Genomic DNA, 24,071 nt, shown 5'->3' with positions numbered 1-24,071 from the left:
AGGTGCTTGCACCATCATCCGGCTTAACAACATCTTATTTCCCGATAAACAGCTTCGGAATTTCCCGCAGACACCAGGATTTTGCCTCACCCATACTGTCCCGCCGCCAGGCCATAATAATGTCAATTTCGCTGGTCGATTCAGGGCTAACCACGCGCAGTCGGCCAGCAGCAATATCCTCTTCCACCAGCGGGTACGGCATGGTTGCCACGCCCAGCCCTGCCAACAGAGCCAGGCGCTTATCTTCGATGGAACTTACCGTCAGGCGCGGCTGTTTATCCAGTAACTGGACTGTCAGCACCGGGCGCTCACGGGCGGTATCCGCCACCGCAATCCCTCGGTATTTCACTCGGGTCACTTCCGACAACGGTTCAGGCTCCTGATGGATAGGATGATCTGGTGCCGCCACATAGACGTTCATCAGCGTGTACAGCTTGCGGGAATTAATCTCTGACGATGAGCGAAAATGCATATCCGGCGCAATCACGATATCCGCTCTTCCCTGCTCCAGGCGCTCCCATGCCCCGGCCAGCACCTCAGTGATCACTGAGAGCTGAGTATTGGCCTTCACGGAAAGCCGCTCGATGAGCGGGAAGAACGCCGCAGTAGGTACCAGCGCTTCGGTAACAATCGTCAGATGCGTTTCCCAACCACGGGCCAGCGCTTCGGCATCGGTGGTCAGTTTGTCGGCCGCTTCCAGCAACACGCGCCCGCGCTCCAGCAACATACGTCCTACGTTGGTGAATTTTGTGCGGTGGCCTGAGCGGTCAAACAGCACCACATCCAACTCTTCTTCCAGTTTCTGCATGGTATAGCTGAGGGCGGAAGGAACGCGCCCCAGTTCGTCTGCGGCGGCGGCAAAGCTGCCACGTCTGTCGATTGCATCCATCACTCGTAACGCCTCAAGCGTTAATGCCCTTTCTTTAGCCATGTCGTTCTCATTCAGGAAATTTGAACATACCGGGCAGAATATCTGGCTAACAATGCAGCGTCTAGCCATTTAACATAAAAGGAAGTAAAGAGAGGTCAAGAACTATGATTACTACCCGAACAGCTAAACAGTGCGGACAGGCAGACTACGGCTGGCTGCAGGCCCGTTATACCTTCTCCTTTGGACACTATTTTGATCCTAAGCTGCTGGGTTATGCCTCGCTGCGTGTTCTGAACCAGGAAGTTCTGGCACCGGGGGCCTCTTTCCAGCCGCGTACCTATCCGAAGGTGGATATCGTCAACCTGATTCTTGAAGGGGAAGCGGAATACCGAGACAGTGAAGGCAACCATATTCAGGCAAAAGCCGGTGAGGTTTTACTGCTCGCCACGCAGCCTGGAATAAGCTACAGCGAACATAACCTCAGCAAGGATAAGCCATTAACCCGCATGCAATTATGGCTTGATGCCTGCCCGCAGCGGGAAAATGCCTGTGTACAGAAAGCCACGCTGACGACCGGCAAGCATCAGTTGATCGCCTCCCCGGACGGTGAACAGGGTAGCCTGCATCTTCGCCAACAAGTGTGGATACACCATGTCGAACTGAAAAAAGGTGAATCACTGAGTTTTCAGTTACATGGTCCACGCGCATACTTACAGTCAATCCACGGCACGTTCCATGCGGTAACGTCTGGTGCAGAGAAAGAAGCCTTAACCTGTGGCGATGGCGCATTTATTCGTGACGAAGCTAACATAACGTTAGTTGCCGATACGCCATTGCGCGCTTTGCTGATAGATTTGCCCGTATAGTCAGGAAAAACAAGGGAGTACGACTATGAGCAAGAAAGCGTCAAAAAAGCGTAAACCAGCAGTTGCCGCCAAAATTCAGGAAACGGTCATCCAGACCAAACCCTTCGGCTACGAAGATATGTTGACGGAGCTGGAAGCGATTGTTGCCGATGCCGAGGTACGACTGGAAGAAGAAGACGCCGCCTGATAAGGCGGCTCAGACTGAGGCCGGGTGGCGGCTACGCCTTACCCGGTCCACAGATTAATGCGCTTTACTGGCCATAATCTCAATGATCTGTTTGTCGGTTTCCTGCATCGAACGACACGCCAGCGCACACAGATTCGCAATAGATTGTTCCACGTTGTGCGCCACAATCCCTTCGTTACCGGTCACTGCCGTATCGTCCAGCGCCATCAGCACCGCTTTCCACGCCGCCGACGCGCTGGTAGAGACTTTCATCGCGCAACTGTTTGACGCCCCATCGCAAATCATCCCACTCACATCACCAATCATGCTGCTGATCGCCATGGCGATAGTGTTATAACGACCATCAACCAGCCATGCCATACCCGCCGCCGCGCCCATCGCCGCCGTGGTTGCCGCACACAGCGCGGACAAACGCGGAAGTTGATGGTGGATATAGATAGCGCTCAGGTGTGACAGCATCAGCGCACGCGCCAGCCTTTCATCATCTGCACCAAAATGCTCGGCTACCACCATCACCGGAACCGTGGCGGTGATACCCTGATTACCGGAACCGGAGTTGCTCATCGCCGGCAGCGTCGCCCCGCCCATTCGCGCATCCGATGCCGCACTGGTGCGGATCAGAATGGACGTTGAGAGATCGTTTGCCAGCAGACCACGGGCACACTGTTTCTCAAGCGTTGATCCGATGTGCAACCCCCAGCTACCGCGCAGCCCTTCCTGAGACAGCGCCCCGTTCAGTTTTGCCGCCTCCAGGATAAAGCGGATCGACTCAAACGGTACAGCATTCACAAACGCCAGAATCTCTTCCAGCGAGGTGTGGGATAACACCGCCAGCGGCGAATCCTGCTCTTCATCCTGCGCCTGTTCTTCTTTACTGAAGACCACGCCGTTGTTGGTCTCGATGTGCACAATGTTGGTATGGCCGCCAACAATCGTGACGCACGCCCACCCTTCACTGCTGTACACCTTAGCGCGTGAGAAGAGAATATCCTCGCATGGCTGCTGCAACATTACCGCCACGTTTCCGGCAGCCAGCATGGCTTTGGCGTCTGCGATAGCCTCTGCTGACGCATCCTTCAGCACTTCTAAACCCGCGCTAGCATTCCCACCCAGCGCACCCAGCGCTGCGGCTACGGGCAATCCCACCATTCCGGTACCCGGCACGGTCACGCCCATGCCGTTCTTCATCAGATTTGGTGAGACCCACGCATCAATGCATTCAACCGCACCACTCAGCTCAGAAGATGCGACCGCCGCCGCCAGAGCCAGAGAGATAGGTTCGGTGCAGCCCAGTGCAGGCTTAACTTCTTCCTGCACCGCGCGGATAAAACAGTCCCATAATGGATTCAATGTAGTCTCAAACATAACAACGACCTTCACTCAGATAACTCAAGAAAATGCCAGGAACGGAGAAACGCACAACAGCAGGCCCGTGATGATAATCAGGTACAGGGAGGCGCCTTTATATTTGTGCAGTGCAGGAACTTTGTAGACCAGCCAGGCCGGGATCAGACAGCCCACCATGCCGAAGATGGGGCTACAAATAGAGGTGAAGCTCAGTACCGGCGCATTGAGCACAATTGCGCTCCAGGCCAGTAAGATGGCGAAGACCATGATGCCGCGCTGAACCAGGGTTTCGTTGATCTTCTCGGCGGGCATTTTGCGGCGCAGCACGTTCATAACAATGCCTTGAGTCGCTTCACGGAAACCTAAGTACACACCGAAGAAAGCGGTCATTACGGCAAAGATGTTCAGAATAACGCTGACGATTTTCACCCAGCCAGCACCCGCACCGCTGATAAACTGTGCAGCAATCGCCAGAGCGGAAATGTTCTGCTCATAGGCTTTAACCGCTTCGTCGTGGCCCATCGCCAGCGTGAAGGAAACGGCGTAGAAAAAGACGGTAACAAACAGAATACCGAACGCGATGTTCATGGCGCGCAGCGCTTTATGACGCGCGACTTCAATGGATTTTGAGCGAGAACGGTACGAGATAACCATCGGACTTAAGGTTTGAATAAACAAAATCGAGGTCAGCGTAAAGGGCAGTGTAATAATCGCATTTTTGATCAGCAGCCCCATCGGCGGCAGCGTACCTGCGTTATACAAATGCCACATCCCCACCATTGACACCCCAAGGGCAGCAACGACCAGCAGCTTGGTCAACACCATACCGGTGGAGATTTTAAACAGCATTTTTTCGCCGCGTGACGAGATGGCCACCAGAATGCAGATCAGCACCAGGCCATAGAACGGGCTGTCGGACAGTAAACCTTCGGTAACGCCAAACGTATGCAGATACGAGGCGCTGTCGTTGGTGATGGCAGTGGAATAAACAAACATCCAGATAACCAGCATCACAAAATACAGCGCACCTAACAGGATGCCCCAGTTTTTGCCTAAATAACCGCTAATAACACTCGGGTAATCTTTGCACTCAGGAGACTCAGCCAGCGTGTTAATGAACAAACGCTGGAACAAATACATAGCGGGATAGCCGATGATGGAGGAGAGTAGAAAAACCCACAACCCCATCAGACCCACCTGGACGGGAAGAAAAACAATCCCTGCACCAATCGCCATACCGATACTCATAATGACCCAGCCAGTGTCCATGCTGTCGAACTTAATGGCTTCCTGCCATTCACTTTCGGTCATTCCCGCCCGACGCGCCGGAGCCGATGCGTCGAGTATTACGCTGTTATTCGTAGCCGTTTCCATAATTTCCCGCTTAATGTGTAGGTAGAGGTTTTTTTATTTTTTTCGTATTGCTTCAAGGCGATACGCAATACATAAGATGCAGGCGAGCTATTAGAATGAAGAAATCATACGCTCAGGGTCAGAGAAAAACTTCACAATAAAACCCCTATATTTTCTAAATGTTAAGAGTATTTTTCTCTATTACTGTTTTTAATAGTATTATTTTTCTCTATTTGAAGGGGATCACAACATTAAAAAAGGCGCACCAAGGTGCGCCTGAAGGGGGAAGATAAGAAGGGTTTCTGTCAGGTACAAACCACTTTAATCGCCAGGCCACCGCGCGAGGTTTCACGGTATTTGTCGTTCATGTCTTTGCCGGTTTCGTACATGGTTTCGATCACTTTATCGAGCGAGACTCTTGGCTCTGACGTGCGGCGCAGCGCCATACGCGCGGCATTAACCGCTTTTACTGCGTTAATCGCATTACGTTCAATACACGGAATTTGCACCTGTCCCGCGACCGGATCGCAGGTTAGCCCCAGGTTATGCTCCATGGCGATTTCAGCGGCAATACAGACCTGCGCCGGGCTACCGCCGAGCAGTTCTGTCAGTCCGGCTGCAGCCATGGAACAGGCCACGCCAATCTCGCCCTGGCAGCCCACTTCAGCACCAGAGATAGACGCATTCATCTTATACAGCGCGCCAATCGCCCCCGCAGCCAGTAAATAACGGGCGATGGAGTTCGCATTCACCGGGCGGCGGAACTTATCATAATAGGCCAGCACGGCGGGGATAATGCCACATGCGCCATTTGTCGGGGCAGTAACAACCCGGCATCCGGCGGCGTTTTCTTCGCTCACGGCCAGCGCGAACATATTGATCCAGTCGATGACGTTCATCGGGTCGCTGGAAAGGTTATCGCTGGAAACCAGCAAACGGCGTAACGCCACGGCGCGACGTGGAACGTTAAGAGGACCAGGCAGGACGCCTTCGGTGTTCATACCGCGCTCAATACCGGCGAGCATGACATCCCAGATAGCCGCAAAGCCAGCATCAATGTCTTCTTTACTGCGCATTGCCAGCTCGTTTTGCATCATCAGGCCGGAAACAGAAAGCCCGTTTCGCTCGCACAGTTTCAGCAGCTCGCTGGCAGAATGGAAGTTGTACGGTACATGCGCTTCAACGTCGTGCACCTGACCAAAATGCTCCTCTTCAACGATAAAACCACCACCGACAGAGTAATAGGTTTTACTTAACAGCGTATTCTCGCCATTGTACGCGGTGATGCGCATACCATTTTCATGGCGCGGAAGCGTTTCGCTATGGAAGAGAATGTTCTCAGCAGGAGGGAAATCAACGATATGCGTGCCCTCTGCCACCGGTAAACGTCCGGTTCGGGCCACTTCCTGGGTAAAACCCGCAATGGAATCAATATTCACGTTTTGCGGACTGTTGCCTGCCAGTCCCATCATGATGGCGACATCGGTCGCATGACCTTTTCCGGTCAGGGAAAGCGATCCATACAGATCGACCACAATGCGCGTGGTCTGGTGCAATTCTCCGCTACTGTCCAGTTGGTCGATAAAGCTTTTACCGGCGTTCATTGGCCCCACGGTATGGGAGCTGGAAGGTCCAATGCCAATCTTAAAAATATCGAATGCGCTAATCATATCCACACCCTCGGATTGCCGTTCAGTGAAGACCAGGTTTCACACTCATTAAAGGGATCGGGGCGATCCTGAAGATCGCCCCGTAAGGGATTACACCGTGTCGCCGCGAACGGCGATGGCTTCAATCTCCAGCTTCACATCCTTCGGCAAACGGGCAACCTGTACACAACTGCGTGCCGGGTAGATTGCTTCGTGCTCATCAAAGAACTGCTGATACACCTGATTAATGGTGGCGAAATCGTTCAGATCGGCCACGAAAACGGTGGTCTTCACGATATCGTTCACTTTTAAACCAGCGGACTCGACGATCGCTTTCACATTTTCCAGGCTCTGACGCGCCTGATCGGACACGTGTTCTGCCACTTCGCCGGTCTGCGGACACACCGGGATTTGACCTGAGGTCAGCACCATGCTGCCCAGATCCACACCCTGTACGTAAGGTCCAATGGCCCCTGGCGCACATTCGGTTGCAATAACTTTTCTCATAGCCCCTCCGGCGTTAAAGCGCCTGGGTGAAAGTACGTGAAATAACGTCCTGTTGCTGTTCGCGAGTCAGCGCGTTAAAGCGCACCGCATAACCAGACACGCGGATCGTCAGGTTCGGATAGTTTTCCGGGTGCTCAATGGCATCCATCAGCATTTCGCGGTTCATGACGTTAACGTTCAGGTGCTGCCCGCCTTCGACATGTGCTTCATGATGGAAGTAACCGTCCAACAGACCGACCAGGTTGGTTTTACGCACGCTATCCTCTTTGCCCAGCGCTGCCGGCACAATCGAGAAGGTGTACGAGATACCATCTTTGGCATAGGTAAACGGCAGTTTGGCCACCGAGGTCAACGATGCAACAGCACCTTTGCGGTCGCGTCCGTGCATCGGGTTTGCCCCTGGTGCAAACGGTGTACCTGCGCGACGTCCGTCCGGAGTGTTACCGGTTTTCTGGCCATACACCACGTTAGAGGTGATAGTCAGAATGGACTGCGTCGGTACTGCGTTACGATAGGTTGGCAACACTTTAATTTTCTTCATAAAGCGTTCAACCAGATCGCAGGCAATGCTGTCTACGCGCTCATCGTTGTTACCGTACTGCGGATAGTCGCCTTCAATTTCGAAATCAACCGCCAGACCATTTTCATCACGAATCGGTTTGACGCGTGCATATTTGATAGCCGACAGGGAATCCGCTGCGACGGACAGACCCGCCATACCGCATGCCATGGTGCGATAAACATCACGATCGTGCAGCGCCATCAGCGAGGCTTCGTAGCTGTACTTGTCGTGCATGTAGTGAATGATGTTCAGTGCGCTGATGTACTGCACAGCCAGCCAGTCCATAAAGTGGTCCAGGCTCTCCATCACCGTATCGTAATCCAGCACGTCATCCATTAGCGGCGCAGTTTTCGGCCCGACCTGGATTTTCAGCTTCTCATCCACACCACCGTTGATTGCGTACAGCAACGTTTTGGCGAGGTTGGCACGGGCGCCAAAGAACTGCATTTGCTTGCCGATGACCATCGGGCTGACGCAGCAGGCGATGGCATAGTCATCGCTGTCAAAATCAGCACGCATCAGATCATCGTTTTCGTACTGTAAAGACGAGGTGACGATAGATACCTGGGCGGCATATTTCTTGAAGGCAATCGGTAAACCTTCAGACCACAGCACCGTCAGGTTCGGCTCTGGCGCCGGTCCCATGGTGTGCAGCGTATGCAGGTAGCGGAACGAGTTTTTGGTGACCAGCGTGCGGCCGTCCAGCCCCATCCCACCAATAACTTCGGTCGCCCAGATAGGATCGCCGGAGAACAAGGTGTCGAATTCCGGAGTACGCAGGAAGCGCACCATGCGGATCTTCATGATGAAGTGGTCGATCAGTTCCTGCGCCTGCTGTTCGTTTAAGAGGCCAGCTTTGAAGTCACGTTCGATGTAGATGTCGAGGAACGAGGCAGTACGGCCCAGCGACATCGCGCCGCCGTTCTGCGATTTCACCGCAGCCAGGTAGGCAAAATACACCCACTGCACGGCTTCCTGCGCGTTACGCGCCGGACGGGAGATATCGCAACCGTATTTCGCCGCCATTTCCTGCATTTGCAACAACGCACGACGGTGCTCAGACAGCTCTTCACGCAGACGAATCGTCGCTTCCAGATTCTGTCCCCACTCCAGATTCGACTGGAGATCGGCAAACTGCTGCTCACGTTCGCGCACCAGGTAGCGAATACCGTACAGCGCAACGCGGCGGTAATCACCAATAATACGACCACGGCCATAGCCATCCGGCAGACCGGTTAATACGCCGGACTTACGGCAGCGCAGCATATCCGGTGAATAGGCGTCAAACACACCCTGGTTATGGGTTTTACGCAGTTCGGTATACTGGTACTCAAAATCAGCATCCATTTCACGACCGTAAGCATCAAACGAGCTTTTGATCATGTTGATGCCGCCAAACGGATGCAGAGCACGCTTGAGCGGCTTATCCGTTTGCAGACCGACAATCTTTTCCAGTTCTTGTTCAATATAACCGGCATCATGCGCGGTAATCGTGGTGGCAATATTGGTATCGAAATCAACCGGCGCATGCGTCGAGTTTTCAATACGGATGCCCGCCATCACTTTTTCCCACAATGCTGTGGTTGCTGGCGTCGCTTCGGCGAGGAAAGATTCATCCCCTTCATAAGGCGTGTAGTTATGCTGAATAAAATCACGGACATTAATTTCTTCTTTCCAGTCCGTACCTTTAAAGCCAAGCCACGCGTCGGCATACAGCATATCGCTGGTATCGATATTTACCTTCATGAAAAATAATCTCTCTACAGAAAATTAATTATGCAAATTCTACCGGTGTGTTAATTTTGCCTAAATGAATGGCATCACGAGCAATCATTTTCTCTTCGTTCGTCGGAATAACCGCACAAATAACCCGAGCGTCGTTAGTGGAAATAATTCTCTCGCCGTGAGAATTTGGCAGACTATTCATTTCGCTGTCGATATTCACACCTAATACGGCCAGATGTTCAATCACCAGACGGCGAATTAAGACTGAGTTTTCACCAATTCCGCCGGTGAAAATAATCCCATCAAGACGATGTAACGATGCGGCGTGTCCGGCGATATGGCGTGCAATACGATGCACAAAGGTTTTAATCGCCAACTGCGCACGTTCATGTCCTTCGTGCCAGGCTTTCTCCAGCGTACGTAAGTCAGAGGACAAACCGGAAATACCCAGCAACCCAGACTCTTTATTGACTACGCGCTCAAGGTCGCTCAGCGTCTGGTTGGTTTCGCTGGCAATCCATGCCATCGCGCCAAAGTCCACATCACCGCTGCGCGTGCCCATCATCAGTCCTTCCAGCGGCGTCATACCCATTGAGGTATCAACACTTTGCCCGTTACGGACTGCACAGATGGAAGCGCCGTTACCCAGGTGCGCCACAACCAGGCCTGAATCATCACTTTGCAGGCCGAGTAATTCATGCGCTCGCTGAGAAACATAGCGATGCGACGTGCCGTGGAAGCCATAGCGACGAACGCCCAGCTCTTCAAAATATTTCCACGGTAAACCGTACAGATAGGCTTCAGGTTCCATCGTCTGGTGGAAGCTGGTATCAAATACCGCAACTTGCTGCACACCAGGGAAAAGATGCTGTGCGGATTCAATCCCGCTCAGGTTCGCATAATTATGTAATGGTGCTAAAGGAGATACCCGACGAATATTGTCGATAACTTCATCAGTAATTATCGCAGATTCCGTAAAGATACTTCCACCGTGGGCAATGCGGTGGCCAATTAAGGCCACGCTGTTCATTAAATTACGTTTTTCCAGTTCAACGGCAATGGCTTTTAATGCGTCTTCGTAGCTGTGGTGAGCCAGCTTAGCTGGCTCTCCACCATTAATTGCTATGAACGCATTTTCAGAGTTAATACCGTCTGCAATTCCCGCCATTAAAACATCACAGTTGGCTGCATCCAGCACTGAGAATTTAATGGAAGATGAACCACAATTAATAACCAGTACTACCGGAAACTCATTCATTTCACTACTCCGCTCATCCTGAGCTTAAGGATTAAAACAGTTTGTAGACGATGTTCAGGATAGTCAGCAGACCAATCGCAGTAACAAACACGTTATCCAGACGGCCACGGTATTTTGCCAGTGACGGCGCTTTACGGATGGCATACATCGGCAGCAGGCAGAGCAGTGAGGCGATAATTGGCGCGCCCATCGCTTCAATCAGGTCCAGAATATTCGGGTTGGCGTAAGCCACAACCCAAGTAGACCCCATGATGAAGATCATGCTGATGGTGTTAAGTTTGCCAACGGAGACTTTGTTCTTATCGCCTTTATAACCAAACTTCAGGACCAGACCGTTCAGACCTTCCAGCGTGCCCAGATAGTGGCCGAAGAAAGATTTGAAGATAGCGACCAGTGCGATGATAGACGCACCGTATTCCAGAACGGTCGCGAAGGTCGATTTAGTGCCGGACAGTGAAGCAAAGTGGTTCGCCAGGTAAGAAAGTACCGGAATGTTCTGTGCTTTGGCTTCGGCCATGTTTGCCGGAGACAGCGTAAACAGGCAGCTAAAGGCGAAGAACATGACCACTGCAACCATCAGCATACTGGCGCGAGAGATAATCTTGGAACATTTCTGCTCGGTGAACTCGCGACCAAAATCTTTCTCATACTCTTCACGTTTAGAAACCACGAAGGAGGAAACAATCGGCGAGAAGTTGAAGGAGAACACCATGATGGAAATACCCAGCCATACGGTGACCAGAATACCGTCATGCCCGGTCAACGCTATATTGCTGAGATCCACCTGCTGGATAACCGCTGAGTTCCAGTAAGGGATCAGGGACAGAGAGATAAGCACCAGGCTGGCAATGAACGGCCATACCAGGAAGCTCATCACTTTAACCATCAGATCTTTACCGAAGTAGATGACGAATGCCATCAACAGCAGCAGGAACAGTGCCACGAAGCCACGGTTAAGCGCTGGCATCTGCAACTGGTTTTCCCAGAAGGTCATAAAGGTGTTGGTAATGGTTACGCCATAAATCCACAGTAGCGGGCAAATCGCAAAGAAGTAAAGGAACGTGATGACCACACCGCCCGTTTTACCAAAGTGCTCTTCAACCGTTTCTGTGATGTTTCCGGAAGGGTTAGAACCGGACAGACACAGGCGCGCCAGTGCACGGTGGCAATAGAACGCGATGGGGTACGCTAACACCAACATCAACAGAATGGGGATCAGCCCGCCAAAGCCTGCGCGGATAGGGAAGAACAACACCCCGGCGCCGATGGCTGTACCAAATAAACCCAGTGTCCAGGTGGTGTCCGATTTGCGCCAGGACGATTGTTTTGTCTGGCTGGATACAATGCTATCAGTAGTACTCATATCCTATCCTCAACGAAAAATATTAAGCGTCAACTAAACCAGTAATTTGGGATACACGAGAAAGATCGATATTACCGCCAGAAATAATACTGACTGTTTTTCTGTTCTGGATATAGCTATCTAATTTCCCGCTTAATAATGCAGCACATGCCAGCGCACCAGCGCCTTCTGTCACAACTTTATTTCGCTGAATTAATGCCACCATACTGTTGCGAATTTCATCTTCGCTGACCAGGACGATGTCATCCACTAACTCACGAACGATTTCATAGGTCAAAGTACCCGGGCGGGAGACGTCACAACCATCCGCCAGGGTGCCGGTCGTTCGGTGCGTGGTTATTTCTCCAGCGTGGAAAGAAGCCGCCATGCCGTGAACGTTTTCAGACTGTACGCCAATGATTTTAATTGTCGGGTTGATGGATTTAATCGCTACAGCAATACCAGCAATCAATCCGCCGCCGCCAATTGGCACAATCACGTTATCGACATCGTACAGATCTTCCAGAATTTCCAGACCAATTGTCCCCTGGCCGGCAATTACTTTCGGATCATCATAAGGAGGAATAAAGATGCGGCCTTCAGTCTCAACAATTTCGCTCACCTTGGCGATAGTGTCGTTAAAGTTGTCACCGTGCAGCACAACTTCTGCAGAGTAGTCACAGGTGGCAGCCACTTTAGACTTCGGTGCGCCTTTTGGCATAACTACTTTTCCGTCGATACCGAGCATCGCACAAGAGAGGGAAACACCTTGCGCATGGTTACCTGCAGAACACGCCACCACGCCTTTGCATCTTTCAGCTTCAGTTAAAGAACTGAGTTTGTTAAAAGCACCGCGGATTTTAAATGAACCGGTACGCTGCATGTTTTCAAACTTGAGGAAAATTTCCCCTTTGCAACGTTCACTAAAATAGTTCGAGCGAGGCATTCCCGTTTTATAAATTTTCCCCGCCAGTCTTTTTTTCGCTTCGAGGATATCTTCAATTGCAACCGGGAGATCGTATGTAATGTGCATTAGAACCTCTTACCTGGGTATTAAAGTAAATAGATAGCCGTGACCAACGTCTGATATAGATCGATGGCGTTAATTCCGTATTAAATCGAGTTTAATCTTTACTCAACTTCAATTAACTGCTTTCGTCGTTGACAATTATATGATGAATATTCTTTGGCTAATTCCACCAAAATAGATGCTGCTTTTTTTATTCGATAATTTTTAGACCATACGGCAGCATAACGCGCAACCGGTAAGGTCTCTTCTACCGGGATAGTAATAAACTGGTTTGAACCAAATGGTGTGGTCATATCGCAGGGAATTACTGTTAAGAAATCAGCATTGAGAACAAGATTATAAATCGTGACGACCGAGTCTGTTTTAACGATGTTTTCACTGCTGATGCCATTATTTTGTAACGTGGTAAGAAGCTCGCTGTAGTAACCCATATTCGTTTGTGGCAACACCCACTGTTCGTTTTTCAACGCGCTCAGCGAGGTGATGCCGGTGCGTGTTCGGGACTTACTGGCGACCAGAATGAACTCTGACTCAAACAGCGGTTCCACATGCAGGTCGTGCAGTTTCATCTCATCACTGAGCGTGCCGATGGCGAAGTCCAGACGCCCGTCACGAACCGCAGGCAAGAAAGAGGAGAGCTGAGCTTCATACATCGAAACCTGTGCTTTCGGAAACACCTCTTTAAACTTCTTAATCATGCCGGACATGATGGTGAAGGCGATCAGTGAGGGGAAGCCAAACGACACATCCACAACCGCGTTGCTCGTCATGCTATTCATCTCATCAACCATATTTTTCATTTCGCGGGTGATAGATTCAGACCATGAGAGCATCACCTGACCTGCCTGGGTCAATGTGACACCCGTATTTTTACGTACCACTAACTCAATGCCAAAATAAGCCTCAACATCATTAATGATTTTGCTGACAGCGGGTTGAGTTAATCCTAATTCTTTTGCAGCCGAGCCGATAGAACCACTTCTAATGACTTCCTGAAAGACCACTAAGTGCTGTGTTTTAGGGAGAGAAAAAGTATTCATATCGGCCTGCTCTAATTACTTTGTTGACGGCAGGAAGTGTACCAAATTAAGCGTTCACGGATATGTGCTACCACTCACAAATCCCCTTCACCTACATTTTATAAGATTATAATAAATCGATAAAATCGTTAATTATCAATGAAATGGAAAAACACGATCTCACTCTAACCTGACTTTAATCAAAAAAAGATGGGGGGATAACAAAAATTTATGGCAATAACACGCAGCCTTTAACGACTATTTCAAAAACTGGTGAAAGGCTATATTTCAATCAATTACAGGATAATTATCGGTCGGAATTATGCTTAAATTTAATGAGCAACTTATCAAATAAAATTATATTTTAATTATTATTGTGGTTAAATAACGCCATGCATCACATTATTTTGCCTTATTTGTTTGTAAAGAAACATTGCATTTATTAATAATCAAACTTAAACATACAAAAAATCATCATACGTAACATTATATTAACACTGTTTTTTGGTGATTTATCAGCAAGTAATTTTGTGATGGCGATCGATTGCGTTCTTTTACTCTCAAGAAAAACGTATCGCACAGTGTTTTGTGTTTGTCGTCACAAAACTGGAAATTTATGACAGTGCATTTTCCTATAAAAAACCAAATCTGCACATTAATATGAGGAAAACAAAGAACAGCTTTGTGGAAAATATGCACGAGCATTTTTTCCACTCGATGTCTGATTAGACGCTATTTTGATATCAATCCTCATCATCGAGAACAAGGTTACATCATCAACGCCAGACTCAAATGTGCCGTCACTTCATGAAGAGGAACTTGTACCCAGCAATGGTTTTCTTCATCGCAAAAGGTGACATCATTGTCGCTACTATCCATCAGCAAAATAAAACGAGCCCCCTGACGCTGAGCGTTCTTCTGCCGGGTAGTCAGACGCAGCGTGGAGCAATCGTTGAGAATGCTCAAATGCGGGAAGCTACGCCGGAGCCGGCGGCCTAATAATACTGCCTCATCCCGTGCTCGCTCTTGGCTGGGAATGATGACAATGTCGATATGCTTCCCATGATCAGTGCTTTTCCTCGTACTGGTTAACAACTGCATGATTGGTTCCAGCATAAATGCGAAGCCGCATGCAGAAACGGGATGCCCGACTAACCGACTGGCACTATTATCGTAGCGCCCACCTCGGCAGAGTAATTTATTATGGTGCAATGGATCTGCGTACCACTCGAAAACCTGGTCATTGTAGTCATTAACGGGAAAAAGATTCTTGTCGTGGGTAAAGGGGATATTCAGTGTGGTAAGCGAGTTGCAAAGCTGAGTAAAACGCTGGTGAGATTTCGATGATATACACGTTTTGAGTTGCGGTGCCTTTTCTGCCAATCGCAACATAAGATTATCGTTATCAGTCAATAAACGCTCAGGATAGTGTTCCAGACAGGCTAATTGCCTGCCATTAAGTAACGATGCCATCGGTTGATAGTATTGCTTCAGATGACGGCGAAATTGCATAAACTCATCCGAACTACCTAATGTATTTATTTTGAGTTCGACAAATGGCAGCAGCTGTAGCGATTTAAAAAACTCATACTGTAACGAGATGAGTTCAATCTCGATTCCGATATCTGGATAGCCAAAAGCTTCCACGCCTAATTGATGAAACTGGCTGATATTTTGTTGGTTCTGACGGCGGAACATAGCTCCTAGATACCATAATCGGGTACCTGTTTGTAAATTCTGATGTTGCGAAAGAAGACGCAGACATCCCATAGTTCCATCACCCCGAAATAATGCCTGGTGATTGAGCATTAACTCATGACTTCCGCCACAGAAAGATTTAGTTGCGTTTTCTTCAAGCCGTTCAAGAAGTGGCATACGGATCTCCTTATAGCAGTACTGATGCAACAAGTACTCCGCTTTTTTTTCGAGCCACTCCCAATCTGCAGTGGGATTCTGGTAATGCTTACGAGGGCGACCACTTTTTCGTGGACGCAGATTTCGCTGATACTTTTCTTCCAGCGTCTGAGAATAGTGGATCGTTGCCAATAAGCAATTTTGCACCAGTGACGATTCAATGCGGGTTATCACTGCCGGAACAATCATCCCCAGGCAAAATCGCTGATAGACACTTGAACGCTGTCCCGCATTCTCTCCCAGACGCAGGTATTCCTCATGTGGCGTAATACGCGCTTCAGGTGAAGCGGCGAAACTATGGTGAGATGTTTCATCCACACAGTGGCATTCAACATATTTTTTTGTCAGTAAAAAATAAGCATTGGGTTCAACAGGGCAGCAATTGTATCGACTATCCCAAAGCGTACCGTGTCGTTGGTGGCAGTGATTGAAATAATGAGTATATCCTTTGGCAATAAATTGCATAAAACGCCCAAGGCATTCTTTATCAGGGGCTGACAAAAACAGAAAAACCCTTCTTGATGAAAGTGAATAGGCATGTAGCTTTATCGCATAGATACCCAATGCCTTATCAATACATTGATAAAAATGTTGGTAATCATCTTCACCTTTAAAAATAGTTTCATCGTTATGTCCGCACAATTGTACGAGGTGAGGGATTCCTTCAATAAAAAGCCGATTTTTTCGTGGCATAGGGATAATATATTAATAATTTTTAAGTTAGACAAATAGTGCTATTATTTATTAGTACAGAAACTGATTGTGTAACCGTATTAGAATTTTAATAACGATCCTACAGGAGCTACCAAAAGACAACAAGAAGCCTCTTTGATAGCCCAATTTATTTATTTCTGATTCAACTCGGCGAGCCGTAATGTAATATCTTGAATCGTGAGTGGAATTTGCTGATTATTATGTAAATCCCAAAGACGAATTTGTTCATCAGCATTAATAGTCAAAATAAAACGGCAGCCACTCTTAAGGGCATTTTGATGCTGTCGTTTCAATTTTGTACCACTGCAATCGGTCAAGACACGTAACCTAGGTAAGTCACGACGCAGCGCACAGGCCAATACCTGCACCTGTATTCCGCCGTCTTCCACTTCACTGGTAATCACCACATCAGGGTGGGATAGCCATTGGGGATTCTGGCTATCGTAAACGGTCTGCAACAGAAGCAATAACCGTTCGATGCCAATAGCAAAGCCACAGGCAGGTAATTTTTTACCGCTGAATAACTCTGCCAGACCATCATAACGCCCACCACCACATACCGTCCCCTGAGCTCCTAAATCATCAGTAATCCACTCAAAGACCGTACGCGAATAGTAATCAAGCCCGCGTACCAGGCGTGGATTAATGCAATAGGCGATACCGGCGTTGTCGAGCAGAGTACGCAGCGTATTGAAATGCTGTTGTGACTCTTCTTCCAGAAAGTCCAGCAAACGTGGCGCTCGCTCGATCATTTCCTGCATTTCAGGGTTTTTACTGTCAAGAATACGCAGAGGGTTTACAGTCAGGCGTTTGATACTGTCTTCGTCCAACAGATCTTTGTGTTGAGTAAACCAGCTCACCAATTCCCGACGGTGTGCCAGGCGTTCTTCCGGGGTACCTAATGAGTTGATTTCCAAACGGACGTTTGGTGAGACCCCTAAATCATCAAACAGATCCCGCACCATAAAAATTAGTTCGGCATCAACATCAGCACCGGACATCCCGAAAGCCTCGACCCCAAACTGAGTGAACTGGCGCAGCCGTCCTTTTTGCGGGCGCTCGTATCGAAACATCGGCCCCTGATACCACAACCGCTGCGACTTGTTGTAACACATATTATTTTCCAACACCGCGCGCATGCATCCGCTGGTGCCTTCCGGACGCAAAGTAATATGCTCGCCACTTTTATCGGTAAAATCGTACATCTCTTTTGAGACGATATCAGTCGCTTCACCCACAGCACGTTCAAAGAGCGCTACGGGTTCAAGGAGCGGCAGGCGCATTTCCTGATATCCATAGCGAAACGCCATTTGATGAAATTTGCGCTCCAGCCACTGCCACATAGGTGTTTCATCAGGTAGCACATCACGCATACCTCGTATAGCCTGGATTTTGTTCATGACAACTCCTTGCTTAATATAGAAAAAGATTGTTCAGTCAAATTGCACTGCGGAACGTCAATTTTCTGGCGATGGCGCCGGGCAACATACAAAAGGTAAAGAGGGATGGTGAGTATCTGTAAAATTATCCCCCATACCACGGTAGGGGCGCTTTCTGTCATCAACGCCAGCGCTATAAAGCTCAATGCAACCAGGCTAAGGCAGCAATAAGCCCAGAAGCTGAGATTACTTCCCTGCCGATTCATAATCATCATGACTGGCAGAGATACCGCAGCAAATGCGTAGGGGAGTAAGCTGGCGGAAATAGCCAATGTAATTACGCAATGGAACTGACTTTGCAGATTCGGAGACAACGTTAACAGCAGCAGTGCGGTCATTAGAGATGCTGTAAAAATCAGTCCTAGCCAGGGAACACCATGGCGGTTGGTGCGTGCAAAAAAAGAGGGGAGCAAACCATCTTCTGCCGCCGCCCTAGGCACTTCTGTTTGTAGGATTTGCCAGCCAGGCATTGCCCCAAGGCAGGCGATAACAACCATGGCAGAGATAAGCGATCCAGCCGCCGTCCCCCACATTGATTTCGCGCTGTCGGCAAAAGGTGAAGAAGAGTTCATAAGTACATCATGAGGAAGTAAACCCATCATGACATTGGTTGAGCTGGCGTAGCATAACCCTGCGATCCCCAGCCCTAATAGGGTCGCAATGGGGATAGTACGACGAGGGTTTTTCACTTGGCTGAACGAAACGGAGGCAGATTCAATCCCGAGGAATCCCCACAAAGAGATAGTTGCTGCATTAATAATTGCCTGATAGTCGCTAACTCCACTGATGTTCCAGGCAGCCTGATAGCGAGCAACGTCAAAATATCCCCATCCCAGCACGCCGACGCTTAGGATCACCAGCACCATGCAGCCACCCGTGAACATTTGCACATAACCGACCAGTTTTGCCCCGCGTAATCCCCATAGAACAGAACACCACAGCAATACGATACAGGCAGTGGTGCCATAAATTGGGTTGTATAACGTAGGAAAGAAGAATGAGAGATACCCCACACCGGCTAACAGCAGCGCGCAATTGCCAATCCATGTTGACAACCAGTAGAACAATGTCATTTGCAGGCCGATAAAGGGGCCAAAACTGGCAGTAATGCTGGCGATGATGCCACCGTTACGCGGAAACAACTCGCTCATTTTCGAAAAGATGAGCGCAAGGGCGGCAATCGCTATAAATGCCAGTCCCCATCCCCAAACTGAGATAGAACCAATTCTCGCAAGTGTGGCTGGTAGCATAAACACACCACTACCCATCATATTAGATGCCGTCATTATGGTCAGAGCGAGCAGGCCCATCTGGTTTGTTTTCGCGCAGCATTTATCCATACCAGTCCTCATTTAATCGAGCATGGTGAGATCAACGGCACTTTTTCCGTGAACTCTCCGGGCATAAGTTTGTCGTTACAACTCATAGGTAAAACGGTAATCTCAGTGACGACTCCTGAAAACAGAGTCTGTTAGACGCAACCGATAATGATTGGTGTCGGCACCGGTTGCGCCGTTCCTGGGGCAGTGATGATTATCACTGCCCTTTCTTCACGCCGCCTGTTGGTTTAGGTCGGCGATCACATCGTCAATCAGTTCATCAACCTTGCTCGAATCAAGGTGGTGCGCCGTGGTGATCAAATGAGCGACATCACCGGATGTAGCCAGGCAATGTTTCTTCCAGACAGGTTCTGACGGACAAGGAAAAACCACAGTAATAGAGTTTTTGTTACGCCAGGCGCCAATACCAGCGGCCTGGAATCGATCGACAGCGTATTGCGCCATATTCAGACTACGTTCAATGCGGCGCTGCCAGTCGCTCCAGGAATGGCTACGAATGGCCTCCCACATCATTAGAGGTGTATGACCGTTACGAGAACCGGATATGGTTTTATCATGTGCAGAGATGTAATCAATTTCGACTGATATCCGGTCAACATTTCTTTTTTTAGCCACAACGATGCCACAAGGAATGGGTGAGCCAATCATTTTATGTCCGGAAACACCAATAGAATCGATACCATCAGCAAAGTTAAATGGTTGCGGATCATTTACGAATGGTAAAATCATCCCGCTCAACGCAGCATCAGCATGTAGATAATAATCATCACGTTTGATACCTAGATGGCTAATTCTTTGTTGGATCTCAGCAATATCATCAATGGCACCGCGAACAGTTGTGCCGATATTTGCAAAAATAATCGGATGGTCTTCGCCATCGCGTGTAATTTTATTAATCAGATCCTCATAATCCATCTCACCATTCGGTTGTGATTCCACCAGACTTGATTTAATACGTAGCAACTTAACAATTTTCGCCACAGAATAATGAGTATCTTTTGAGTAATAAAGTGTACCGTCAGGGAATAGTTCACGTCCCAGATAACAGCCAAACATATTACCTTCGGTACCACCATTGGTCACATACCCCCAACTTTCTTCAAATGGAATTTTGAAAATTCCCGCAAAATATTCCATTACCTCTTTCTCGAAATCAAAAGAGTTCAATAAATAGTTACAATACTCCCCCCAGTCACCACAATTATTGATCGAAAAACGCATGAAACGTTCCAGAATACTATAATCAAAGTCAGCTGATTCAGGATACCCAATATTGAAGTACTGATTTCTTACACAATATGACCAAAAAGCATCGAGCTTATTTTGATCGACAATAGATAATGTCATGTCAAACTCCTATATGTAAATCGAGCGCGCTTAAATGCGTTTATCTAAATAAAGAATATCCTGACCTTTCTTACTACGACCTGCAGCAACGAAGGAAAACAATGGAATAGTTACCATCATCATCAGGATACCCCAGAAAATGGAGTCGCTACCTGAACCAAGTAGAGCGAAAATACAATAAATCATGCCAATAACCACCAATGTGCAGTAAAACATAAAGGAACTACCACGATTGGCTTTCTTTGAAACAAGAATAATTGGAAGAGAAATCAGAGCATACATATATGGCAAAAGTGAAGCAAAAACCGACATCAAGATTACTGCCTGGAATTGTTTAGCTAGGTTCGGTGATGCGGTCAGCAGCAAGACAATACTCATCAGTACACCAGTAAAGATGAGGCTTTTCATCGGCACGTCTTGCTTGTTTGTTTCTTCAAAAAATTTAGGGAAAAGCCCCTGTTGAGCGCCTGCGCGTGGGCCTTCTGATTGCAAGATCAGCCAGCCAGAAATTGAGCCAAAGCAGGCAATGATACTCAGTGCGGAAGCAATATTCCCCGCCATATTACCAAACATATAACGTGCAGCATCAGCGAAAGGCGCGGCGGAATCCACCAAAACATTATGTGGAACAAGCCCCATAATAACGGTGCAGCTACCGACATAACATACGGAAGCGATTAGTAAGCCCATAACCGTAGCGCGAGGAACTGTACGTTCTGGATCTTCAACCTGGCCGGTGGAAACTACAGCAGATTCAATTCCGAGAAAACCCCACAGAGCAATCGATGCCGCAGAAATAATTGCCGATGAATCACTATTCCCGGTCGCGTTATAAACTTCAGTGTAAAGCGCCGGATTAAACCAAAACCAACCAATGAATCCTACACCTAATATAACAAGCAACCCACAGGTTGCGGTAAAGGATTGAGCCCGCCCTGCAACTTTAGCACCAAAGCTGGCTAGGAAAACAAACGCCCACAAAATTATTATTGCAGCAATACAGCCGTATGTTGGGTTTTTAAGTTCTGGAAAAAAGAAACTAAGATACCCGACTCCGGCCACCAATAATGCAACGTTACCTACCCATGCGCTAATCCAATAACACATCGTCGTCTGGAATCCAATAAATGGCCCAAATGCGTCACTCGCATAAGCAACAATACCGCCGGTACGAGGAGTAATTAAACTGGTTTTAGCGAAGACTAGTGCCAGTGCAATAACACCGATGATGGTAAATACCCATCCCCATATTGAGATCGAGCCTATGCCTGCAAGGTTAGTTGGCAACATAAATACACCTGACCCCATCATATTTGATGCTGTCACTAATGTCAGGGCAATGACTCCCATTTTATGAGCAGAGCCTGAGCTTACTGTTCCCATAATGATTCCCTATTAATTTAAATTTTACAATTAGTGGAAATTCGTACTGAATTCGTGGGCCATTGTTATGAATAGAAAGGGTCAATATTGTGACTACAATCAAAAATAATAACTAAGTTCTTTTTAACAAGAGCTTTTATTGTTCATATTTTAACCATTTCATCAGTAATTGACTCTGTCCCCTTTTATTTTAATTGAAGCATGCTAAATCTTAGTGGGAAAACTGACAGGATTTTTATTTCATCTTTTTTATCTATAAGACACTATTTTGTTAATTGATGTCTTTCAAAATGTTAACACCCATCATTAATTTAAAACTATTTAAGATTTAAGAACATAAAAATCAATTTCTACTGTGGGTGTAATAACAATGATATTCAGAGGGAGGCACAATTATTTTCCGCTATAACTGACATAATTGATTATTTTACAACTATTGGCGTAGAGGGTGATCCATTGAGGAAGGTTAGCGTTTTTTACATAGGAGACGTTGAAACTGGCCGATAAGGCGCGTTTTTTTGAGTATAGCGTCGTGGACAGTCATTCATCTATCCCGCCCCAAAAAGCAAAAACCCCGCCGAAGCGGGGTTTTCTTAGTAGTTGAAGCTGACCGATAAGCCGGGTTCTGTCGTGGACAGTCATTCATCTAGGCCAGCAATCGCTCACTGGCTCAAGCAGCCTACCCGGGTTCAGTACGGGCCGTACCTTGTGAACCCCTATTTGGCCTTGCTCCGGGTGGAGTTTACCGTGCCACGGACTGTTACCAGCCGCGCGGTGCGCTCTTACCGCACCCTTTCACCCTTACCTGATCCCACTTGCGTGGGCCATCGGCGGTTTGCTCTCTGTTGCACTGGTCGTGGGTTTCCCCCCCAGGCGTTACCTGGCACCCTGCCCTATGGAGCCCGGACTTTCCTCCCCTCCGCCCGTCTCCCCCGAAGAGGACGACGACGAAGCGGCGACTGTCTGGTCAGCTTCGGCGCGAAGTATAGAGGGTTTGTGTGCCAATGTCACCCCGCACTGCGCATTCCTATCGCCATCGTGGCGGCGATGTTTCTGGATGCCCGATAAATATTATCAAATGCCCCACGGAAAGCCTCTTCCAGCGTACCTATGCTGGTCAATACGCTAAACACGGCATCGATACCATATTGATGCACCACGCCCACATCGCGTGTCAGGCTACCCGCAATACCAATCACCGGCTTGTGATACTTTTTCGCCACACTTGCCACGCCGACAGGCACTTTGCCGTGAATACTCTGGCTGTCGATGCGTCCTTCCCCGGTGACCACCAGCGTACAGTCGTGAATATGCTCTTCCAGATTGAGCGCCTGGGTCACAATCTCTATCCCGCTGCGCAGCTCCGCACCTAAAAATGCCATTAACGCGGCGCCCATACCACCGGCAGCCCCCGCCCCGGGAACATCCTTCACGTCTACCCGTAACGATTTTTTTATGATGTCGGCATAGTGAGAAAGATTGCGGTCCAATTCGATAATGCGTTCTTCCGTCGCCCCTTTCTGCGGACCAAAGATACGGGAAGCACCAGTGTCACCGATCAATGGATTGGTCACATCGCAGGCAACTCGAATTGAACAAGTTTTTAATCGCGGATCCAGGCCCGAAATATCGATGGTGTTCAGGCTAATCAGGCTACCGCCGCCATAGCCAATTTCAGTGCCGTTGGCGTCGCAGAGTTTTGCCCCCAGCGCTTGTACCATTCCCGCGCCACCGTCGTTGGTCGCACTGCCGCCAATACCAATAATGATGTTCTGCGCGCCACTTTCCAGCGCCTTTAGAATCAATTCTCCGGTCCCGCGCGAGGTGGTAATTAAGGGGTTGCGTTTTTCTGGAGGAACCAACGCCAGACCACTGGCCGCCGCCATTTCGATAAACGCGGTGTTGCCATCTCCGGACATGCCCCAGTTGGCATTCACTTTTTCACCCAGTGGCCCCGTGACCCAGGCTGAATATTCAGTCCCTTGCGTGGCGGCAATCATGGCTTCGACGGTCCCTTCACCGCCGTCGGCGACGGGAACAGAAACATATTGCGCATCGGGGAAAATTTCCCGAAATCCTTTTTCTATTGCCTGAGCTACCTCAGTGGCAGAAAGGCTTTCTTTATAAGAGTCTGGGGCAATTACGATTTTCATAGTTATGTAGCCTGACAGTGCCGCGCAAGGCAAGAATTACAGGGCGCACATCCGCGCCCTTCTTG

General features: G+C 48.7%; 18 protein-coding genes and 1 other RNA gene. 2 read left to right on the top strand and 17 right to left on the bottom strand.

Translation table 11 applies throughout. The annotated features are described in order from the left end of the window. Positions 1-34: 34 nt before the first annotated feature. On the bottom strand, positions 35-931 hold the full coding sequence (gene yhaJ, locus E4Z61_RS20010; protein WP_135324233.1) for a DNA-binding transcriptional regulator YhaJ: 897 nt from the start codon (positions 929-931) through the stop codon (positions 35-37). A gap of 104 nt (positions 932-1,035) precedes the next feature. Here yhaJ and E4Z61_RS20005 point away from each other — a divergent pair, with 104 nt between their 5' ends. Continuing rightward, on the top strand, positions 1,036-1,737 hold the full coding sequence (locus E4Z61_RS20005; protein WP_135324232.1) for a pirin family protein: 702 nt from the start codon (positions 1,036-1,038) through the stop codon (positions 1,735-1,737). 25 nt (positions 1,738-1,762) lie between these two features. Continuing rightward, the gene (locus E4Z61_RS23900) at positions 1,763-1,924 is read left to right on the top strand and encodes a hypothetical protein (protein WP_167817567.1); all 162 of its coding nucleotides are present in this window, start codon (positions 1,763-1,765) and stop codon (positions 1,922-1,924) included. A 54-nt stretch (positions 1,925-1,978) separates the two neighbouring features. Here E4Z61_RS23900 and E4Z61_RS20000 read toward each other — a convergent pair whose 3' ends face one another. The 16 genes from E4Z61_RS20000 to garK all read right to left on the bottom strand — a co-directional run bounded on the left by E4Z61_RS20000 (position 1,979) and on the right by garK (position 24,006). Beyond that, complete coding sequence (locus E4Z61_RS20000) at positions 1,979-3,289, bottom strand: L-cysteine desulfidase family protein (RefSeq protein ID WP_135324231.1); 1,311 nt, start codon at positions 3,287-3,289, stop codon at positions 1,979-1,981. A gap of 24 nt (positions 3,290-3,313) precedes the next feature. Continuing rightward, positions 3,314-4,645: an SLC5/6 family protein gene (locus tag E4Z61_RS19995; protein ID WP_135324230.1), complete on the bottom strand. Its 1,332-nt coding sequence runs from the start codon at positions 4,643-4,645 to the stop codon at positions 3,314-3,316. Positions 4,646-4,929: 284 nt separating this feature from the next. After that, on the bottom strand, positions 4,930-6,294 hold the full coding sequence (tdcG, locus tag E4Z61_RS19990; RefSeq protein ID WP_135324229.1) for an L-serine ammonia-lyase: 1,365 nt from the start codon (positions 6,292-6,294) through the stop codon (positions 4,930-4,932). A 90-nt stretch (positions 6,295-6,384) separates the two neighbouring features. After that, positions 6,385-6,780, bottom strand: coding sequence for an enamine/imine deaminase (locus E4Z61_RS19985; protein WP_135324228.1), 396 nt, complete (start codon positions 6,778-6,780; stop codon positions 6,385-6,387). Between the two features lie 13 nt (positions 6,781-6,793). Then, positions 6,794-9,088, bottom strand: coding sequence for a 2-ketobutyrate formate-lyase/pyruvate formate-lyase (gene tdcE / locus E4Z61_RS19980; RefSeq protein WP_135324227.1), 2,295 nt, complete (start codon positions 9,086-9,088; stop codon positions 6,794-6,796). A gap of 28 nt (positions 9,089-9,116) precedes the next feature. Beyond that, positions 9,117-10,325, bottom strand: coding sequence for a propionate kinase (gene tdcD, locus E4Z61_RS19975; RefSeq protein ID WP_135324226.1), 1,209 nt, complete (start codon positions 10,323-10,325; stop codon positions 9,117-9,119). 31 nt (positions 10,326-10,356) lie between these two features. Continuing rightward, positions 10,357-11,688, bottom strand: coding sequence for a threonine/serine transporter TdcC (gene tdcC, locus E4Z61_RS19970; protein ID WP_135324225.1), 1,332 nt, complete (start codon positions 11,686-11,688; stop codon positions 10,357-10,359). A gap of 22 nt (positions 11,689-11,710) precedes the next feature. Continuing rightward, entirely contained in the window at positions 11,711-12,700 is a 990-nt protein-coding gene (gene tdcB, locus E4Z61_RS19965; RefSeq protein WP_003828594.1) for a bifunctional threonine ammonia-lyase/L-serine ammonia-lyase TdcB, read from the bottom strand. A gap of 98 nt (positions 12,701-12,798) precedes the next feature. After that, entirely contained in the window at positions 12,799-13,737 is a 939-nt protein-coding gene (gene tdcA, locus E4Z61_RS19960) for a transcriptional regulator TdcA (RefSeq protein ID WP_135324224.1), read from the bottom strand. Positions 13,738-14,484: 747 nt separating this feature from the next. Next, positions 14,485-16,323 (bottom strand): ATP phosphoribosyltransferase regulatory subunit, encoded by a 1,839-nt coding sequence (locus E4Z61_RS19955; protein ID WP_135324223.1) that lies wholly within the window; start codon positions 16,321-16,323, stop codon positions 14,485-14,487. Positions 16,324-16,475: 152 nt separating this feature from the next. Next, positions 16,476-17,744: a histidine--tRNA ligase gene (gene hisS / locus E4Z61_RS19950; RefSeq protein ID WP_135324222.1), complete on the bottom strand. Its 1,269-nt coding sequence runs from the start codon at positions 17,742-17,744 to the stop codon at positions 16,476-16,478. Beyond that, on the bottom strand, positions 17,741-19,123 hold the full coding sequence (locus E4Z61_RS19945) for an amino acid permease (RefSeq protein WP_240703832.1): 1,383 nt from the start codon (positions 19,121-19,123) through the stop codon (positions 17,741-17,743). Before E4Z61_RS19945 ends, hisS begins: the two co-directional genes overlap by 4 nt. A 210-nt stretch (positions 19,124-19,333) precedes the next feature. Then, positions 19,334-20,470 carry a histidine decarboxylase gene (locus tag E4Z61_RS19940; RefSeq protein ID WP_135324221.1) on the bottom strand — a complete coding sequence of 379 codons (1,137 nt, stop codon included), beginning with the start codon at positions 20,468-20,470 and terminating at the stop codon, positions 19,334-19,336. A 30-nt stretch (positions 20,471-20,500) separates the two neighbouring features. After that, the gene (gene hdcC / locus E4Z61_RS19935) at positions 20,501-21,853 is read right to left on the bottom strand and encodes a histidine-histamine antiporter (protein ID WP_135324220.1); all 1,353 of its coding nucleotides are present in this window, start codon (positions 21,851-21,853) and stop codon (positions 20,501-20,503) included. A gap of 598 nt (positions 21,854-22,451) precedes the next feature. Next, positions 22,452-22,828: RNase P RNA component class A (gene rnpB / locus E4Z61_RS19930), an RNA gene on the bottom strand. 32 nt (positions 22,829-22,860) lie between these two features. Then, positions 22,861-24,006 (bottom strand): glycerate 2-kinase, encoded by a 1,146-nt coding sequence (garK, locus tag E4Z61_RS19925; RefSeq protein ID WP_135324219.1) that lies wholly within the window; start codon positions 24,004-24,006, stop codon positions 22,861-22,863. Between the last annotated feature and the right edge of the window lie 65 nt (positions 24,007-24,071).

Origin of the sequence: Citrobacter tructae (genome assembly GCF_004684345.1) — a bacterium.
GTDB classification, from domain to species: domain Bacteria; phylum Pseudomonadota; class Gammaproteobacteria; order Enterobacterales; family Enterobacteriaceae; genus Citrobacter; species Citrobacter tructae.
Note: the sequence above shows the minus strand (reverse complement) of the source record. Positions and strands in the feature narration are given on the sequence as shown.

Excerpts from the sequence above, each read along its gene's own strand:
- yhaJ (WP_135324233.1), bottom strand. The coding sequence starts at position 931 with ATGGCTAAAGAAAGGGCATTAACGCTTGAGGCGTTACGAGTGATGGAT.
- E4Z61_RS20005 (WP_135324232.1), top strand. The coding sequence starts at position 1,036 with ATGATTACTACCCGAACAGCTAAACAGTGCGGACAGGCAGACTACGGC.
- E4Z61_RS23900 (WP_167817567.1), top strand. The coding sequence starts at position 1,763 with ATGAGCAAGAAAGCGTCAAAAAAGCGTAAACCAGCAGTTGCCGCCAAA.
- E4Z61_RS20000 (WP_135324231.1), bottom strand. The coding sequence starts at position 3,289 with ATGTTTGAGACTACATTGAATCCATTATGGGACTGTTTTATCCGCGCG.
- E4Z61_RS19995 (WP_135324230.1), bottom strand. The coding sequence starts at position 4,645 with ATGGAAACGGCTACGAATAACAGCGTAATACTCGACGCATCGGCTCCG.
- tdcG (WP_135324229.1), bottom strand. The coding sequence starts at position 6,294 with ATGATTAGCGCATTCGATATTTTTAAGATTGGCATTGGACCTTCCAGC.
- E4Z61_RS19985 (WP_135324228.1), bottom strand. The coding sequence starts at position 6,780 with ATGAGAAAAGTTATTGCAACCGAATGTGCGCCAGGGGCCATTGGACCT.
- tdcE (WP_135324227.1), bottom strand. The coding sequence starts at position 9,088 with ATGAAGGTAAATATCGATACCAGCGATATGCTGTATGCCGACGCGTGG.
- tdcD (WP_135324226.1), bottom strand. The coding sequence starts at position 10,325 with ATGAATGAGTTTCCGGTAGTACTGGTTATTAATTGTGGTTCATCTTCC.
- tdcC (WP_135324225.1), bottom strand. The coding sequence starts at position 11,688 with ATGAGTACTACTGATAGCATTGTATCCAGCCAGACAAAACAATCGTCC.
- tdcB (WP_003828594.1), bottom strand. The coding sequence starts at position 12,700 with ATGCACATTACATACGATCTCCCGGTTGCAATTGAAGATATCCTCGAA.
- tdcA (WP_135324224.1), bottom strand. The coding sequence starts at position 13,737 with ATGAATACTTTTTCTCTCCCTAAAACACAGCACTTAGTGGTCTTTCAG.
- E4Z61_RS19955 (WP_135324223.1), bottom strand. The coding sequence starts at position 16,323 with ATGCCACGAAAAAATCGGCTTTTTATTGAAGGAATCCCTCACCTCGTA.
- hisS (WP_135324222.1), bottom strand. The coding sequence starts at position 17,744 with ATGAACAAAATCCAGGCTATACGAGGTATGCGTGATGTGCTACCTGAT.
- E4Z61_RS19945 (WP_240703832.1), bottom strand. The coding sequence starts at position 19,123 with ATGGATAAATGCTGCGCGAAAACAAACCAGATGGGCCTGCTCGCTCTG.
- E4Z61_RS19940 (WP_135324221.1), bottom strand. The coding sequence starts at position 20,470 with ATGACATTATCTATTGTCGATCAAAATAAGCTCGATGCTTTTTGGTCA.
- hdcC (WP_135324220.1), bottom strand. The coding sequence starts at position 21,853 with ATGGGAACAGTAAGCTCAGGCTCTGCTCATAAAATGGGAGTCATTGCC.
- garK (WP_135324219.1), bottom strand. The coding sequence starts at position 24,006 with ATGAAAATCGTAATTGCCCCAGACTCTTATAAAGAAAGCCTTTCTGCC.